11 protein-coding genes are annotated in these 19,066 nt (G+C 35.7%); all 11 read right to left on the bottom strand.

Annotation, left to right across the window (positions count from 1 at the left end; all coding sequences use genetic code 11):
• Positions 1–20 precede the first annotated feature (20 nt).
• The gene (gene nagA / locus NU08_RS01370; protein ID WP_129745418.1) at positions 21–1,139 is read right to left on the bottom strand and encodes an N-acetylglucosamine-6-phosphate deacetylase; all 1,119 of its coding nucleotides are present in this window, start codon (positions 1,137–1,139) and stop codon (positions 21–23) included.
• 8 nt (positions 1,140–1,147) lie between these two features.
• The gene (locus NU08_RS01365; protein ID WP_129745416.1) at positions 1,148–4,357 is read right to left on the bottom strand and encodes a LamG-like jellyroll fold domain-containing protein; all 3,210 of its coding nucleotides are present in this window, start codon (positions 4,355–4,357) and stop codon (positions 1,148–1,150) included.
• Positions 4,358–4,448: 91 nt separating this feature from the next.
• On the bottom strand, positions 4,449–5,636 hold the full coding sequence (locus tag NU08_RS01360; RefSeq protein ID WP_129745414.1) for an AGE family epimerase/isomerase: 1,188 nt from the start codon (positions 5,634–5,636) through the stop codon (positions 4,449–4,451).
• Positions 5,637–5,753: 117 nt separating this feature from the next.
• On the bottom strand, positions 5,754–7,859 hold the full coding sequence (locus tag NU08_RS01355; protein ID WP_129745412.1) for a GDSL-type esterase/lipase family protein: 2,106 nt from the start codon (positions 7,857–7,859) through the stop codon (positions 5,754–5,756).
• 123 nt (positions 7,860–7,982) lie between these two features.
• On the bottom strand, positions 7,983–9,218 hold the full coding sequence (locus NU08_RS01350) for an MFS transporter (RefSeq protein ID WP_129745410.1): 1,236 nt from the start codon (positions 9,216–9,218) through the stop codon (positions 7,983–7,985).
• Between the two features lie 118 nt (positions 9,219–9,336).
• Positions 9,337–10,497: a galactose oxidase gene (locus NU08_RS01345; protein WP_129745408.1), complete on the bottom strand. Its 1,161-nt coding sequence runs from the start codon at positions 10,495–10,497 to the stop codon at positions 9,337–9,339.
• A 31-nt stretch (positions 10,498–10,528) separates the two neighbouring features.
• Positions 10,529–11,449, bottom strand: a complete 921-nt coding sequence (locus NU08_RS01340; protein ID WP_129745406.1) for a dihydrodipicolinate synthase family protein — start codon at positions 11,447–11,449, stop codon at positions 10,529–10,531.
• Positions 11,450–11,549: 100 nt separating this feature from the next.
• Positions 11,550–13,010, bottom strand: coding sequence for a RagB/SusD family nutrient uptake outer membrane protein (locus tag NU08_RS01335; RefSeq protein WP_129745404.1), 1,461 nt, complete (start codon positions 13,008–13,010; stop codon positions 11,550–11,552).
• Positions 13,011–13,028: 18 nt separating this feature from the next.
• Entirely contained in the window at positions 13,029–16,463 is a 3,435-nt protein-coding gene (locus NU08_RS01330; protein WP_129745402.1) for a SusC/RagA family TonB-linked outer membrane protein, read from the bottom strand.
• Between the two features lie 327 nt (positions 16,464–16,790).
• Positions 16,791–18,023 (bottom strand): ROK family transcriptional regulator, encoded by a 1,233-nt coding sequence (locus NU08_RS01325; RefSeq protein ID WP_129745400.1) that lies wholly within the window; start codon positions 18,021–18,023, stop codon positions 16,791–16,793.
• Positions 18,024–18,178: 155 nt separating this feature from the next.
• Positions 18,179–18,982, bottom strand: coding sequence for a DUF2490 domain-containing protein (locus NU08_RS01320; protein WP_129745398.1), 804 nt, complete (start codon positions 18,980–18,982; stop codon positions 18,179–18,181).
• Between the last annotated feature and the right edge of the window lie 84 nt (positions 18,983–19,066).

Raw genomic sequence — 19,066 nt, 5'->3', positions numbered from 1 at the left:
TATAAAATAAATGAATCTGTTTAAGAGAAATTAAGTGTTTCTATTTCGCTTAAATCTGCATTGAATTTGACAAAACTGGCAGGAAAACCTGATTTAATTTTTCCAACTCTATCTTGCATGCCAATAGCAGAAGCTACTCTTGTAGAAGCCATTTTTATTGCTTCATCTGCAGATACATGCAGATGGTTATAAGCATTTTGCACTGCCTCTGCCATTGATATTGTTGCTCCTGCCAGATTGCCATCTTCATTTCTATAAAAACCATTTTCTAAATGCGCATCAAAATTATCCCACTTAAAATTGGCTACTTTTCGGCCTAAAAATGTTGCATCGCTTATTAGAAAGAATTTATCTTTTTTTAATTTATATGCCACTCTTGCCGCGGCATAATCACAATGTGCGCCGTCTAGAATAACTGGAGCATAAACATCTTCGTTTTCAAAAACGGCTCCAACCAAACCTGGTTCACGATGCCCAAACTGTGTCATGGCATTAAACAAATGTGTTACCAGATTGATTCCTTTTGCAAAATAAGGTTGTGCTTCTTTGTGCGAAATAGTCGAATGTCCGATTGAAATGGTAATACCACTTTCAATCAATTTATTTAACTGTTCTTCTGTAAAACATTCCGGAGCGATTGTAATTACTTTGATGATATCTTTTCCTTTTTCGATAATTTCGTCCAGCTCTTCGTCAGTTGGTTTTCTAACCTGATCAATACTGTGCGCACCACGTCGTAAAGGATTTAAAAATGGTCCTTCTAAATGCATTCCGATAACGCCATTATTGTGTTTTTTCATATAAGAACGAACCGCTTCAATTCCCTCTAAAATGGTTTCTTTTGAAGAAGATATCAAACAAGGTAAAACATGCGTTGTGCCGTATTTCAGACTTGCATCATAAATATCCTGAATCGTTTCCTCGTTTGGAGTCTGGCTGAAATAAAGTCTTTCTCCACCATTGATCTGAATATCTATAAATCCTGCTGAAAGATGGTTTCCTCCCAAATCAATTTTTTCAATACCATTTGGAATTTCTTCTTGCACCGAAATAATTTTTCCGTTTTCTATAATCACAACTCCATTTTCAATTATTTCGTCGCCTGTGTGCACAACAGCATTTACAATCGCTTGTTTCATTTTTTAGTTTATTTCTTTATTATTTTACTGCTAATTGAAGTTTTTGCATCATTTACATTTAACAGATAGATGCCCTGTGGCTGATCTGCTAATGAAAATGAAATTTCTTTTTCGTTCAAATTTACAGAGGTAGATCGGATTAATTTTCCGGATAAATCAAATAATTTGATGTTTGTTGCTCCTGAAGCATTATTTACTTTAACTTTTACAAAATCTTTTACTGGATTCGGGCTCACCTCAACACTAAACTTTTGATTCTCTACTTCAACTATTTCAACCGCTTTTTTTGCTTTTTTTGCTGATAAAGAACTGGGAGGCAAAAAAGTATCAGCTCCATTTGTCAGCCAGTTTAAACTGAAACGCACAAAATACATTTGATAAGTTGAACTTTCTCCATTTTCATAATAAATTCCGATTGTTCCGTCTGGTAAGATCGTTAAACTGGAATAAGCCGATGCTCCTGCAAAAATAGTTTTTGGTGAGCTCCAAGTTGTTCCTTCGTCGATACTCATTTGTACGCTCACATTTTTACGGCTGCTGGCAAACGGAATCGAATGTAATAATCTATTTTTATCATAACCGTCAAGCGTAGAAGTATAACGAATAAAATCGCCATCGCAATTTGGATCTGTAATGCTCGTTTGATTATAAGCCGTTCCCCACGTTGCACCTTTATCTGTCGAAATATTAAAACGACGTGTTCCAGGATTTCTTATGCTCATCATAATATTCCCGTTATTTAATTCTACGACTTTAGCTTCATCACCATCTAATTCTGCTCTTCCTGTTGATGCTGTCCAAGTTACGCCGTGATCTGCACTCGTAATCATATAATTGCTAATGCGCTCTGTTCCTGAAACATTTTCTCTCACAGCAATTGCGGCAACAATTTTTCCGTCACGCAATTGATGTGCTCTTCCTGAAGCTACAAATAATCCTTTCCAATTTGGGTTTGGTCCGTAAATCTGACTGGTAATATCAACTGGCGTTCCCCAAGTTACTCCGTTATCGGTACTGTGAATTACCAAAACTTTTGCAGGCGCTGCGTTTGTTGAAGCAAAAAAACCTTTATCTGCTGAAACCAAACATAACAATTCGCCAGTGGTTTTGTCTAAAACCAAAGCTGCATCACCTGCTCCTGTTGCCGATCCAAAATTGGCAATTGTAAGTGGTGAAGACCAAGTTTTTCCGTTATCTGTACTTCTTCGAACAACTGGATCTATTTTGGCGGCTAAATCGCCTGCTCCGTTCCATCTTTTGTCTGTTACCGTTACCAGCGAACCATCGGCAGCAGTGATGATTGCTGGAATACGATAACTTGCAGAACCTGCATCGCCAGGAGTAAATAAAAGTGTATTAGCTAACAAAATCACTCTATTTCCTGCTATTGTATTGGATGTTGTATTGTAGGTAACTCCATTTGCAATTATTGATTCGCAAGTTGCATCTAGTAAATTTCCTTCTGTTGCACTGGCTGAAACATCATAAGTAATCCAAAAATAATTATCTCCGGAAACTAATGCTTTTGAGCCATTCGCAGTAAGATTTCCGCTTGACGGAGAAACTGTTGCAAACAAAGTCGCCGTTATCGGATTGAAAATCGATGTACTGCCACTCGAATAGATTTTAATATTCGTAACATCTGAAACATTTGTAGTTCCTGACATCGTAAACTTTAAAGCACTTACGGTCAACGGATTTAAATTACCCGAAACCGAAGCTTTTACCGCTATAATTCTCTGATCTGTATCGCCTAAACCTGTTGGCAATTCCGTTTGTACTAATGAAATAGAATTAATCTGCATTTCGTTTGTCTGTGCAATTACCGATGCTCCGTTCATTAAAGTCCCAGGATGATTATTTCCTGCAATATCTGGAACATTTGTGCCACTTACGTTTTCAAAATCCCAAGCTGCGAGTAAACTCGTTTCTGATCCTGTAATTACGGCTGTTTTATCTGTTACCACTTCAGCCGCTGTCATGGCTTTACTCCAAAAACGAATATCATCGATTTGTGCATTCATGTATGAGGCAAAATTGCTTAAAGTTCCAAAAAATAGATCTCCAGTATTGGAAACCGTATTGGTTCCTCCAATATTTGTGGATGTTTTAGTTTGCTGTAAAACGCCATCCACGTAAATTTTACAGCTTGTTGTAGCAACATCTACAACCATTGCTAAATGATGCCAAACATTATTAGCGATATTCAAAGTTCCGTAAGGAGGTCCTGCCGCTCCAGCACTTGTTGTTAAGTTTACTCCAAACTGTCCTCCTCCTGCCGAAGTATTATTGATAAATTCATATCCAATTCCTGATCCATTTGGACGTTTGCTTAAAATACGTTTTCCAAAATCTGTTGTTTTGATTTTGCAGGTTATGGTTAAATTTTGTCCCGCAGCTAAATTAAAATCGCTATGATTCGCAACAAGCATATAATCATTTATTCCATCTAAATTTAAAACCATCGGAAAAGCATTTGAAAATGTAACTGTTCCAACCAGAGTTCCCGGATGGTTATTTCCCGAAACATCTGGAACTGAAGTTCCCGTTACGTTTTCAAAATTCCATGCTGCCAAAAGATCTGTTGTGGGCGCATTTACAACTGCAGTCATATCTGCCTGCAATTCTATTGCTGTCATGGCTTTATTCCAGATTCTAACATTATCGATCTGTCCTGCCCATTTGTAGCTGTTTGAAGCGTCTGAAGTTGCCCCAATTACAAAATTTAAGGCATTAGAAAAATCGGATGTTACAGAAGTAAATGTTTTTCCAGTATTGGCTAAAACTCCATCAAGATATCCGTAGATAGTTCTGTTACTCGAAGCATCAATAACCAAAGCAACATGATGCCAAGTTCCGTCAGCAATCGAATTAACGGAATATCCTGCTGTACTAATATTTGCCGGTGTTCCTGTTCCGCTTGCATTCATAGCAAATTTTCCAGCGTTGGTTCCGTTTCCTGTCCAAAACTCATAGCCATTTTCAGATGTTCCGTTTCTTTTGGCAAAGATTCTAGGAGTTCCGGCATTGGTTGTGGTTTTAATCCAACAGGTAATGGTTTTATTCTGGCCAGAGCCAAAGTCCAAATCAGGATGATCCGCTACTGTCATATAAGCCGAAGTTCCATCAAGGTTTAAAACTTTACCGCTTTGTGCCTTTGTATTTATACTGCATAAACACATCAAACAAAAACAAAAATAGAGTAATACATTTTTCATAGTTTTTAATATTTGGTTATAAATTGGTTAATAAGCAAAAAATAGGATCTAAAAACTTGATGGATCGGCGGATAATCAGGAGAAACGGATTTTAATTGTTTTCTAGATATTCCTGTAATATTTGAGTACAATACCACTCTTGTCTTGGCAAATGAAACGGCCCTTTATAAAGATTCCCTTTTGCCGTTTGTGCTACGCTGCCATCTCTGTGCAAATAGCCAAACCATTCGCCATTTTCTTTATCATGAAATTTACTGTACGAGTAATCGTGAATCATTTTATGCCATTTGGCATATTTCTCATTTCCGGTCATGGTATAAGCCAATAAGGTTGCTATAATAACTTCATTATGCGGCCACCAGAACTTCATGTCCTGCCAATATTCCTGAACAGGATTTCCGTAAACATCAAGGAAATATAGAATTCCTCCGTGTTCTTTGTCCCAGCCACGTTCCCACATATAATCGAGCATTTTACACCCTAATTCAATTAAATGCGGATCATTATTTCTGTATTTTGCTTCGTGCAGAATAAACCACGCGCCTTCTATAGCATGTCCCGGATTTAATGTTCTTCCGTCAATATGATCAATTATAGAACCATCTGGAGCGACTTGTTCCATCACACATTTTATATCGTGTTTTACGAAGTCATTTTCTATTTCGGCTATCCATTTCATAATCCATTCATCACAACGCAGGTCGCCAATATTTTCTCTTAATTGCTGCGCTGTATTGATCATAATCATTGGCGAACCAATTCCTTTTGAAGGTCTTACATTGGTATATTTTGGTTCTAACAAACCTGGAGTTGTGGTATATTTGATACATTCTCCAAAAAGATGACGTGCTTGTTCTGCAGCCGCTTCATCTCCGCTCGCTTTTGCGTAAGCACTCAAAGCAATTACTGCAAAAGTTTCAGAAAAGTAATAACGGCGTTTGCGTATCGGACTTCCATCTTGTGTGACATGAAAAAACATTCTTCCATCTTTATCAAAACAATGTTTGTTTATAAAATCGATTCCAGATTTTGCGCCATCGAGCCATTCTTTTTTTTGCTCAATTGTATTGTAAAGTGTAGACAAAAGCCAAGAAGTACGTCCTTGAAACCAAACTGATTTATCGGTATCTATTAAATCTCCAGTTTGGTTCCGCATCAGTAAGTAACCACCATGCTCAGTATCTATTGAACGCGGAAACCAAAATGGAACTGTATTATTTAATAATTGATTCTGATAAAACTCTTTTAATTCTATTAAATCAGTTTTTGAATAGCTCATTTTATATATGTTTTTACACCTGAAATTCAATTCAGGTTTTGTTATGTTGATAGGTGAAATCGCTTTAGATGTAAATTCAGTTCATCTAAAGAAAAAATATAGTGTGAGAGATGCTTTCTAGTTTTGGTGCGCAGAATCCAGTTCTAGCCTAAAAGTGGAACATGGAAGATTGGCTTCGTTTACCAGATTTGCTGTCGTGAAAGGTTTATACGCGTATAAAATTTCTTTTATTTTCTCGTCATTCGGAATGCTAATCTGCACTTGATCTTTTACAATTGCAGCTTTACTTTCAATCCGAATTCCTTTATCGGTTACTAATTCAAATCCGATTACTTCTTTTTTATCTGCTGTAAATAGCTGTTTTGCATTTGAAAAAGAAACCAGAATAACATCTCCTTTTTGAATGGCTTTTATTGGTATTGGCCCTTCGGCAGTTATTTTTTTTCCGTAGGTATATTTTAAGGCCAGCAATGCTAATCGATTTCCGATGGGTTCTTTTTTTATCGGATGCACATTAGTTTCGTCGCCAAAATCCATACTGACTGCCATCGCGCTATTTGGAATCTTTTTCTGGATTCTATTTTGTGCATCTCTAAACAATGCCCAAGACGGACGGTTTATGCTTGACAGCTGCACAAAATAAAACGGTAATGAAATTCCCCATGCTTTCCGCCAGCTTTCGGCTAATTCAGGCAATGAATGTTCGTATAATTCGATATTATGTGCATTGCTTTCTCCTTGATACCATAAAATTCCTTTAATTGGAAAATCGGTAAACTGCGAAACTCCAGCTTCATAATTGTAACAAGGATCGTAAGGATGGCGCTGTTTTGGATTTACAGCATTTTTTAGATTTTCGTCAGCACGAGATCGAACCCAAGGCATTAAAAAATCAGATTTTCGCCAGTTGGTCAATACATCCACTTCTTTATCATCATGTTCTAAAGTATATCGATCGATCCAAGATTCAATTGGTGAACCGCCAACTGCAACTTGAATTAAACCAATTGGCACATTTTCTTCCTGAATAATATTTTGTCCAAAATAATACGCCACTGCCGAAAAATCTTTGGCACTTACAGAATCACAAATTTTCCAGTTTCCTGAAAAGTATTTTAATTGATTTGTTTTTTCTAAAGTGATAGAATCCCAAGCTTTTTCATCGGTTTCCTGAATGACTTCAAAATTGAATAATCTGAGTTTTTTATTTGCTGAAGCTTTTTTTAATTCGGAAATTCCGTTTTCTGCTTTTTTCAAAGGAAAAGCCATATTTGATTGTCCCGAACAAAACCAAACATCTCCAATTAGAATATTTTTTAAAGTAATATTTTGATTGGAAGTTGAAATCGAAATCTGCTGTATTTCTCCCGATTTCATAGCAGGAAAAACAGCTTTCCATTTTCCGTATTCATTAGCTGAAACTGTTATTTTTTGTTTATCAAAACTCACTTCCACTTTTTCTCCTCCGTTTGCATTTCCATAAATTACAATCGGCAGATTTCGCTGTAAAACCATATTATCCGTAAAAACAGCAGGCAATTTTAATCCGCCAAAATCTTGCGTAACATTCTCGTAAACCGTTTGTGCTAAAATCTTTGCTCCTTCTTTTGTTGGATGTAAAGCATCTGGGAAAAGGTCTGGACGATGGTATAATTTTTCGTGAAGATCAATCAAATGAACTTTATTTGCTTTAGCAATTTCGCTAATATGTTCCTGAATCTGCCAGAACCAATCTCTTGTTCCTGATTTAAAACGAGGATGTTCATTGAAAATCGGAGTCATTCTGCAGATGTAAATTTTCACCTTCGGATTCAGTTTTCTTAATGCATCAATCAGCCAAGAATAATCGGCATTAAAATCGTCTTTGTAATTCGGCCAGTTTCTCGGATCGGTATCATTTAGTCCCAAATGGATAATCGCAATATCCGGCTGATACGCAATGGCATCAGAGCATTCTTTAGTTTTATAATAAGGCTTACTTCCTTTTTTTAAAAGAGTTGCACCGCTGTAACCAAAATTTTTCACTTCATATTGACTTCCCATCAAAACCTGCAATTGCGAAGGATACGATTCTGATTTCGGATTGGCCAAAAGATAACCAGCTGTAACAGAATCTCCAATACAGGCTACTTTAACAGCAATCTGCTGCGCATTAATTCCAATATGAAATAAGGCAAAAAATGCTGTTATAAGCAGTAGTAAATTTTGTTTTTGTGTTCTCATTCTTCTTTACATCATACTAAAATTAAGGTGTTATGAGCCGAGCGAAACGGCATGGCTCCGCCCGGGCTTATAAAAACCAAAAAAGCAACTAACAATCTAATTTTCAAAAAAGGCTACTTTGACTTAAGCTCCTTCAAAATCATTTACTTTAGGGCGCAAAAAGCTAATTTGCGTAATAAGGGCAATCAGGACGATACCGGCCATCAAAGAAAAACCATAACCCAAGTTGCCAGCATCGGCTGATTTCCCTAATAAGGAGGTGACCAATGCGCCACAGCCAACCCCCGTCATGTTTAAAATACCATAAGCCGTCGCTCGATATTTTGAAGAAACAAATTGACAGATTATGGGCATATTATTTGCATCAAACATTCCGTATCCTATACCAAAACACAGAACTGCGCCAACCACGTGAAACAAGGAATGCCCAAATCCGATCAATAATAGTGCGGGAATGGTCAAGCTTAAACCAATCGCGCTGGTATAAATTCTTCCTTTTATATTTTTTTGAACCCATTTGTCCGATAAAATTCCGCCAAATACAACTCCAAGCAAGGAAGAAAATGAAATTGTAATGGTTGCCAAAGGTCCAGCCTGATCCATAGAAATGCCTAAATTATCCGAGAACAGCGTTGGAAGCCAGTTTTTAGTTGCCCATCCCGGTAAGCTTATTATAGCAAAATAGAACAGAATTACCCAGAAGGAAATATTGGTAAATAGTAACGCCAAACCTTTTAGCAAAGGAGCTTTTTCATGAGTTTTATTAAACTCTGGGTCAAAAACTTTTGTCTTTTTCTCGTACAAAAAGAAAACCAAAATAATCGAATAAACCACTCCAATAATTCCGAAATGATGAAAAGTCGAATGCCAAGAATAGCGTGCTGCAATTGTAGCCCCAAAACCTCCCAAAGCAGAACCTACATAAAGTCCCGTCATGTGAATACCAATGGCAAGCGATCTTGTTTTCTGCTGATGATAATCGGCAATTAATGATAATCCTGCCGGAATGTATAAAGCTTCGCTCACGCCCATAATGGCTCTTAACCAATAAATTTCATCGTAAGTTTTAGCATATCCCATTGCATACGTTACGGCAGACCAAACGAATAAACTCCCGATAATCAGCCATTTTCTATTTAATTTATCAGCGATAATTCCAGATACTGGACTCATCAAAGCGTAAATCCAAAGGAAAACTGCCATCAGACGTCCAAAATTTTCACCTGAAACTAATTCCGGAATGTCATTTTCCATTGATGGTCTCATGGTTGCGAGCATTTGCCTGTCCATGTAGTTTAATAAAGCTACAATCCAAAGTAACGCGACTACGAGCCAAGGATAATATTTAGAGTTTTTCATTTTGGTTTTGGTTGATTTTTGGTTTGGTTTTTATTAGGCTTTCTTAATTAAACCCGACAGGTTTTAAAAACCTGTCAGGTTTCAAATCAATCAACTTAACTTAATTAATTTTATTTTTTTATTCCACAGTTCCTATCATAACATCTGGTGTACGAATACCAGGTTTTATTTCTCCATTTGATAAAACAATTTTATCGTTCCAAAGTACTGCTGTTGTTGTTACATGAGCCAGAAATGGCAATTCGCCCATTTTTGTCCATTTATTTTTTAAAGTATCGTACCATAAAATAGCATTGTAAAATCCTTGATGTGTTGTATTTAAGATATTTTTTTCGGCAATTAATTTTGCCTTTTCTTCTTCTGAAGCTGTCTTCGAAATTTGCGATAAATAGGTTTCTATTTTATGAAATGTTTCTCCGTTATCTCCTCCCGTAATAATGATATTATGTTTCCCAAAAGCGACTCCTGCTCCTGCTGAAAAATTGGTTGTTTTGTTTCCATCTGTTATAACTGCTTTGGTTTCCCAAATTTGTTTTTTCAGGTTGAAAGCCAAAGTTGTGTTGTGTAAACCACTTATTCCAGAAGCTGTTTTTGTTCTTCCCCCAACAACATAAATAGCTTCATTCTGAACCACTGCTACTGAATTTGCTAATGCAAAAGGTAATTTTGATTCTGATTTCCATTCTGGCTCGGCTTTATTTAAATCTATACTAAAAACCAAATCGGAACTTTTTGTGGCTTCATCACCGCCAATCGCATACACTACATTGCTTACATTTACAAGAGCAATATTGGTTATTTTAATTGGAAAATCGGGTAATGCTTTTATTTCAATTTCATTTTTTTCAGAATTCCAATTTAAAATATGTGCTTTGTTGGATAAACCGTTTTCATTTTCTCCTCCAACGTAAACTATTCCTAAACTGGTTGAAACATTTCCACAATACGCAATTGGTTCTGTTAATTCTGCTATTGATTTTTTATTCCATTGAAACGTTTTTTCATTTTTTTCTAAAACATGAATTTCTTTTGAATAATGTTTCTTTCCTCCTTCCCAAGGCATTTTATCTTGAAAATTGGCTCCTCCCGCTACAATCAAAACATCGTTATTAATACCATTGATTGGTCCTGCAAAACCCAATGAAATACTTCCATCTGCATTTTGAAGCTGTGCTACTTTTTCCCATTTTATTTTTGAAATATTTTTTTGTTGCGAAAGACCAACTGTTGCTGACATAATTGAAATAATAAGGATTGAGAAAGAAAAAAAATGATTCATAGTTGTTTGTTTTAGCCGAAAACGAAACGTATTATTTTGATTTAAATTCGTCGAAATATAAACCTTCTACATCTTTTTTGAACAATTCAAATTGTGCTGCAGTCATGTTTTTGACTGGCAATCTGAATTCGCCTAAATTATGTCCAACCAATTTCATGTAGGCTTTTCCAACTGAAATTCCGCCATACTTTCCTAAGAAACGAATCATATCAATTGACTTCTGCTGTAACTTTCTGGCTTTCACTAAATCATTATTATTAAAAGCATCAATTAAATCGTAGTACAATGGAGCAGCATAATTAAAAGTACTTCCAACTGCACCTTTTGCGCCTAAAACCAATGCTGATAACATATTTTCATCACGTCCCCAAAGCATATCAAATTTTCCATCAGCATAACTCATACAACTTTGGAAATCCATAAAATCTTCATGCGTATACTTTACTCCAGCAAAATTTGGCAGTTTTCCGTCTAAAGCTCTAACCAAATCAAACATCGGAATATTAACTCCGGTTAAAACCGGAATATGGTAATAATACAGAGGCATGTTTGGAACACTTTCTCCTACTTTGATACAAATTTCTGCAAGCGTGTCAACGTTTCCAGGTTTAAAGTAAAACGGAGCTGTGATTGAAACTGCATATAAGCCAATTTCATACGAATATTTTGCCAGCTCGATACAATCTGTTAAGCAAGTTCCGCCCAAGAAAACCATTACTTTAAAGTCAGCATCATGATTGGAGCAGTCTGCCCAAGCTTTTGCAACCGTTTTTTTCTCTTCTAATGACATAGAAACCCCTTCGCCGGTAGAGCCAATTATAAATGCTCCTGTTACGCCATTTCTTTTTAGAAAAGTATAATAAGCTGGAATCAAGCTTACATCCAATTTTCCGCTTTCGTCAAATGGAGTAAATGGAGCAGAAATAAGACCTTGTAAATGTTCGATTTTCATGACTTTTGTTTTAATTTTAGTTTTATCAGACTGAAAATTTTTCACATTTCCAGTCTGATTTTTAAACTTTTAGTTTTATTTATTTTTTGTCTTTTTTAGATTAATTGTACCCTGGGTTCTGAACAATTTTAGGATTGAAATTGATTGTATTTTGAGAAATTGGAAACAATACTTGTTTTCCTGCCATTGACGGAACTATGCTTGTTTTATTAAAACGAACAATGTCCCACCATGATTTTCCTTCAAAGGCCATTTCTTTTAAACGCTCTCTTAAAATCACATCGTCATTTGCTGCCGGAGTATCATTTGTAAATGAAGCCGATGCATCTGCTCTTTTCATTACCTGATTCATTTCTGTGGTTGGATCCTGACCTAAAGCATTTTTAATCTCTGCTTTCATTAATAAAATATCCGCCCAACGGTAAATAATAATATCACTCACAAATCTTCTGATTGTTCCGTCTACAGTTCCGTTGTATTTTACCAAACCTGTAACTACTGGAGTTGTACCGTTATATAAAGTTAAATACGTCGCGTCTTTTCTGGTATCTGTAGCTGCAAAATTGAATCTTGTAATGTCTGGCTGTACTCTCGAAATACCAGCATTTCCTGAACCTGTTCCTAATGTGCCGAAAACTGCTGTTGCTTGGGCTGATGTTAATGGTGCAAAATCACTTGGCCCAACAAACATAAACTGATTCCAGTTATCTAATAACGATGACGTTAAATCGGCTAATGAATAACGAACTGCAAAAAGCACTTCAGCATTCCCTTTTTTATCAAAAGCAAAAACATCTTTGAAACTAGGCATTAAAGTCGGTGTTCCCGGAATTGCATTTATTGCTGTTAAAGCTGTATTTAAATCTGCTGTTCCTCCGTTTAATTGTTTTGCTGTCCATAAATTCACCTCTGCTTTTAAGGCGTAAACTGACGGAAGAGCCAATTGCGTTTTATTATTATTTGAATCTGGAAAATTGGCGATTGCCTTATCAATATCTGATTTTATAAATTTAAATGTTTCTTCAATCGTATTTCGCGGAATTATATATTGCGACTGATTGGTATTTTCTGTTGGTTCTGTTACAATTGGCACACCTCCCCACGAGCGTGCCATAATGAAGTAACATAACGCTCGCATTGTGTACGCTTGAGCAATATATCTTTTCTGTTCTTTTACTGTTGATGGACTAAATGTAATTTGCGGTACATATTTTAAAACCAAATTTGCCGAATGAATTACTGTATATAAACCAGCCCAATCTACATCTATATTTTGTGGCGTAAGGTTGTTGTTGTAATAATTTGCCAATGTTAAAGGAGACTGAACTCCTCCCGTGATTTCAGCACTTCTTGCTCCACCCAGCAAATAATAATTTTGCTGTGTTTGGATTCTAAAGTTAACATACATTCCGTTTACCCCTGCTTTGGCATCATCTTCTGTTTTCCAGAAACTATCGGCCGTAATAACACTATCAGATGTTAATTCTAAATCATCCTGACAAGAATTAAAAAGAGCGAGACTTGAAAAAAGTATTGTGTATAAAAGAAATTTCTTTTTCATGATTTTTTAATTAAAAATTTACAAACTGATATTTAAACCAAGAATAATGTTTCTAGGCACTGGGTAAGTTCCTGTAGAACCAGCTGCGTTTAATCCTAAACTAGATCCTCCGTCAATACCTTGTACCTCTGGGCTTAATCCTTTGTATTTTGTGAAGTAGTATAAATTACTTCCTGTAACGTACAGACGAAGTGATGTTAAACTTGCTTTTTCGATAAGTGTTTTTGGAAAACTATAACTGAACGTAATTTCTCTTATGCATAAATAATCTCCGCTTTCGTAGTAACGGCTGTTACCTTGAAACATGTTGGTATTGTAAGCCGCTCCACTTGCTTCAGATCTGAATAAGTTGTTCTGGTTTGTTTGGTCTGCCCAACGGTAGCGAGGAACATCTGTGATATCTCCTTCTTTCTGCCATGCTTGCGCGCTTTCTGCCAATAATCCGTAGTTACCTTGAAACTGACCTAGGAAACGTGCTCTTGCTTCGTTGTAAATAGTTGCTCCTAAAGAATAATCTGTTCTAACTGTTAAAGAGAAACCTTTGTACGAAGTATCAAAATTGAAACCTCCTACGAATGTCGGGAACATATTCCCCATATATTGTCTGTCTCGACTATCAATGATTCCGTTATTGTCTGTATCTTCAAAAACCGCATCTCCTGCAAATTTTTTCCCTTCAGGATTACCGCCATTTGCAGCCGTTTTAGTAACATAAGTATCATGAACTTTTGCATTGTAAGCATCTGCTTCAGCCTGAGTCGAAAGAATGTATAATTGTTTATGAGCGTAGAAATTTCCAATTTTCTGTCCTTCTTGTAAACCTCCTACATAAACATATTTCCCGCTTTTCTTATCCCATATTTCTGTTCCTCCAATTCTATTGTTTCCATTTCCATTAAATGGAAGTTTTTCGATTGTATTGGTATTGTGCGACACGTTTGCTCCAACATTTACTTTCCAATCATTTTGATTGTAAATATTTGCCTGTACTTCCAGCTCAAAACCTTTACTTCTTAATCCTCCTAAATTGGTCAAAACAGTTGAGAAACCACTATTTGAAGGCAATGTCAGATTCGTCAATAAGTCTGATGTCAATTTGTTGTAGAAATCTCCGATGATTCTAATTTTATCTTCATTCAATCCGATATCAAAACCACCGTTTATCGTTTCAGATTGTTCCCATTTTAAACCTGGGTTTGCAATTTGAGAGTTGATAATAGCCGATTGTCCATTATAACTATTTGGAAGTCCGTTTGTAGTTCCTGCATATAATCCTCCAGCCTGGAAATCACCTAAAGTTCCTAAGTTTCCGTTTACACCATAACTTCCACGAAGTTTAAGAGAAGAAAAGAATTTTGGCATTGTGTTAGCCCAGAATTTCTCTTCCTGCATATTCCATCCTGCCGAAATCCCAGGAAAAAATCCATATCTATTGTCTGGTCCTAAACTTGAAGAACCGTCATAACGAAATGAAGCTGTTGCAAAATATCTGTTTTTATAATCGTAATTAACACGCCCAAAAACACTATTTAAAACCAATTTTGTATTGTTGCTGTAAACGGAAACCGGAATTGGAGATGAATCTAAAGTCTGCGCTAAATCTGAAGGGCTTCCTTTTCCTGAGGCGTTAAAGTATTTAATGGTTCTATCGTATTTTGAAACTCCCAATTTGGCATCAAAATCACCAATATTATCCCATCCTTTTTTATAAGCAAAAACACCTTCGTATTGCACTTGATACGTTTGATTGCTCAATCTTGTTGCAGTTCTTGTATTATCAACCAAACCACTGCTTCCGCTTAAAAATGCCTGCTGAAAAGTATTATCATTTTGATTTTCGCTGTATAACGAAATAGCTGGTGTGAAAGTAAAATCTTTTGCAAGTCTTAATTCACCATCTACGCCCATCTGAAGCTTATCGTTTTCATTTTTCCCTTTAACTTTCCCCATCTGGTACAATGGATTTCCGTTAATGTTATTTTGTCCTGGAGCTAAAGTTCCGTCTTCTAAATATAGTTTTGTAGTTGGCGAGTTTCCTAAATATCTATTGAAAACCACACTGTTTGCCACAACCTGATTGTTGCTTGCTTTAGAAAATAAAACACGACCATTAATTGTAAAATTATCTGCCACTTTTAAAGAAGCGTTTAATTTACTTGTAAACCTTTGGTATCCTGTGAATATCGTAATACCATCACCTTTTAAATATCCTAAACTCAAATCGAATACGCCAGTGTCTGTTCCTCCACTAAATCCAAGTGTATGGCTTTGCGTAATGGCATCCTGAAATAAAATATCATTCCAATCGGTGCTCTTATACATAATAGTATTGTTCGCATTTAAAGGATCTGCAATTTCCTGCCAACCCTTTGCCTGAAGCGTACTTATGGTTTCTGCAGATAAATTAGATTTTAATAAAGTAGCAAACGGAGTATTATTCTCTAGATTATTCCCTGTACCTGCAGGCGTTGCACCAGTCAATTGCCCTAAACGTGCGATACCCGTTGTGGTAGAAAGACCAGCAAGTTCAGCTGCATTATACAATCCAAGGCGCTGCATTTTGATGTAATCGCCTCCATCCATGAAATTGTATTTTTTGCCAATTCTACTGTTTTGAGTAGAAACATTATAAGTAACTTTTAATTTTCCTGACTTTCCAGTATTTGTAGTGACAATGATTACACCATTTGAGGCACGTGCACCATAAATAGAAGTTGCTGCAGCATCTTTAAGCACTTGAAGCGAAGCAATATCCAAAGAGTTAATATCATCGATCTGACTTCTGATCACCCCATCAACAATATATAAAGGAGTTGCTCCCGATGGATTATCAATTGAAGTACCTCCACGAACAATTACATTTGAAGCTTTTCCTGGTTGTCCTGATGAAGTTTTAACCACCAAACCTGTAACACTTCCTTGCAAAGACTGCGTAACATTTGAGTAAGGTACGTTTTCTAGTACTTTTTTATCTAATTTAGAAACTGCTGTACTTAAAGTTCTTCTGTTTTGAGCTCCATATCCTACTACGATTACCTCATTCATTTGCTGTCCTATTTCTTTTAAGACAATATTTAATGGACTTCCTGTAATAGCAACTTCTTGATCTTGTAATCCAATATATGTTACAATTAAAGTAGTTGCATTATCTGGAACTTCAAAAGCAAAATTTCCATCAAAATCAGTTTGAGTACTTACACTTGTTCCTTTTGCAACAATATTTACACCTGGAAGAGATTCTCCTTTTTCATTTGTTACTCTTCCAGTAACTTTCTTCTGAACTGGGTTGTTCTTTTTTACATTTTTATCCGTAAACACAACACTTTTTTCTGTTTTAGCAGATGCTAATTGCATAGTAAAAGCTAAAAGTAACGTAGACGTAAGTTTAATAACTTTTACGTGTTTAGGAGTAAACCTAAAATTTTTAGGCTTACTTTTAGGCAATAATTTCATACTTTTGTAATGGTTTGGTTAATAAAACTTTGTTAAGGTCAATTTATTTATTCCTAAATCACCGTTCTTATGAAGAACAAGCCAGCAATGTTCACAGCATTGACTGGCTTTTTTTATGATCAAAAAACAATATTTTTATCCAAATGGTTAGTTTGGTTTTGAACATCAAATCTTAATTCTAAAGTTTTTTTTTGACAGCTAATCGCTAAACATTAGATGTAAACTTTATTTAAATATTTTATTATTATTTTGTAAAGATATAAAATATTTTAAAATAACAATATTAGTTATTAAATTATTTTAATAACTATAAGTACAATTCTTAAATCAATTATTAATCAAAGGAAATAATAGCTTTTCTTTGATCACACAGCAAGCGCCAATAACACCCGCTCGGCGCCCTAATGCAGACTTTTTGAGCTTCATATCACGGTTTACTAAACCAAGCGAATATTTTTTTAAAGCAGATTGTATTGGCAGAAGTGCATAATCGCCAAGTTGTGCGAAATCTCCTCCAATGACTAAAAGATCAGGGTTGAATATGTTTAATAAGATAGACAAGTAACGTCCCATTTTTTCACTTTGCTGTGTTACAAGATCTACGCAAAGTGTATCTTCCAAATTTACAGCTCCAGAAATAATTGCATGATGCTGTAAGACAGGTGAATTTTCATCCAAGACTACTTTAGATTGCTTACCATCTTTTATTGCCTCTTTAAATTGATTAATTAAAGACCAACCTGAGATTTCGGTTTCCAAACAGCCTAGTTTTCCGCATTGGCACATAATTTCATTATTAAAAATCGTACTATGTCCAAACTCCCCCGAATATCCTGATTTTCCGTAATAAAGTTTTCCATCTGTAATCATTCCAATTGCAACTCCCCAACTGTAATTGACAAAAATGATGTTTTGTTCGTCGTCAACAACTCCTTCGCAATATTCGCCAAAAGCCATTGCACGAGTATCATTTTCTAAGTGAACAGGAAGATTCAATTGTTCCGATATAATTTCCGTTAGAGGTCGGTTTTCGCTAAAGAAATAATTATAACTAAAACCTTCCATCGAGTTAATACGCCCAGAAAAGTTGATGCAGACTCCTACAATCATTCTCTTTTCCACAGAGCTATCTTCGATAAAGGAATTAATTAAATTACAGAATTTGAGAAGTGATTCTTGTGTATTTTCTAAAGCAAAAGAAGTTCCTAGCTCAATACTTACCAGTTCGTTCTTTATATTTTGAAGGCCAATAGACATACTTGTTAAACCAACTTCAACACCTAAAAAGTAGGCACAAGTTGGGTTAATACTAAACAGAGAAGGTCTTCTCCCTCCACTATTTGTTATTTTTCCTAAATCAACAACATAGCCTTCGGTCAATAATTCGTTGACTGCTTTGGTTACTGTAGGCACACTGGACTGCAGTTCGGCGCTCAATTCTGCAATAGTCGAATTTCCGCCTGATAGTAGACGTTTTATAATAGACTGCCTAAGCAAATGCCATTTTTGTTCGGATAAACTTTTGTCTTTACTATTATCTAATAAATCTTTTAAACTCATTGCTTTCCTTATTTGGTTCACAACAAATTTAAATTATTTTTTAAATCAGCATAAAAATTAAGCTTTTAATATTAAATTATTTTAAAATATTAAAAAGAGTTTTTAAAAATCTGCAAAAGAAAGATTGCCTAAAAAAGTCAAAGAGACACAAGCAATTAATCCGCCCCGCCATCAACGCTATCAAAAGTTTCGCGTTCTTTAGGTTTTACACTATATTTTACTGAAACCATTGGTCCGTAGTAAACATCAAACTGAGTTCCGTTTGTTCGTAATTGCATTTGCCCGATTACGCCTGCTAAGAAGTGAATATTTGGTGTAATTCCGGCAGTATAATAAACCGATAATCTGAAAATATCAAAATGTTCTTCAGCGTAATCTTTAGACGCAAACTTCAGCATCAATTCGGTATAATAGCCAATATTTGGTGCCAGAAAAATTGGCTTCTCTTTACTTTGTCTCAAATAATGATTTACCCCAAAACGGGCTCTTAATCTAGGAATCGTCTGTGGATTTCCGTTTCTATCATCAAAAAATTTAGTTTCAAAACGCACTTGTTCAAAGAGAGATCCTTTCGGCATTTCTTGGGTATACGTTCCCATAACAATGATTCTGTTTTCTAAGGTTTTGTAATTGCCCGCTTCTTCAATGGCATATTTCTGATTGTGCGCGTATCCTAACCAAAGTTTCATGTTTTTAAAACCAGAATATATAATCCAAGGTCTTATTACTTTACGCTGTGTGTATTCAAACGGATTTCCGTTTGTGTAAGCGCCTTGAGTAACAAGCTGCAAATCTGCCTGTCCGCTCAAATGCCATTTTTCTATTAACGGAAATGCAACGTCAACTTCGCTTATAGATGCAGGAATAAATCCCATTGTATAAGGCGCATCCTGTGCTTTCAGAATCTGTGATAAGAAGATGCAACAGAATAAGAGAAAACTTCTTTTAAATAAATTCATATTCGGTCAATATTAAATTAAGGGCCGCGAAATAGAAAAACTCTATCAAATTTAAAGAAAGAAGCATTTAGCGATTCAAAAAAG

The sequence above is a fragment of the Flavobacterium anhuiense genome, from assembly GCF_004151235.1.
Classification (GTDB): Bacteria; Bacteroidota; Bacteroidia; order Flavobacteriales; family Flavobacteriaceae; genus Flavobacterium; species Flavobacterium anhuiense_A.
Note: the sequence above shows the minus strand (reverse complement) of the source record. Positions and strands in the feature narration are given on the sequence as shown.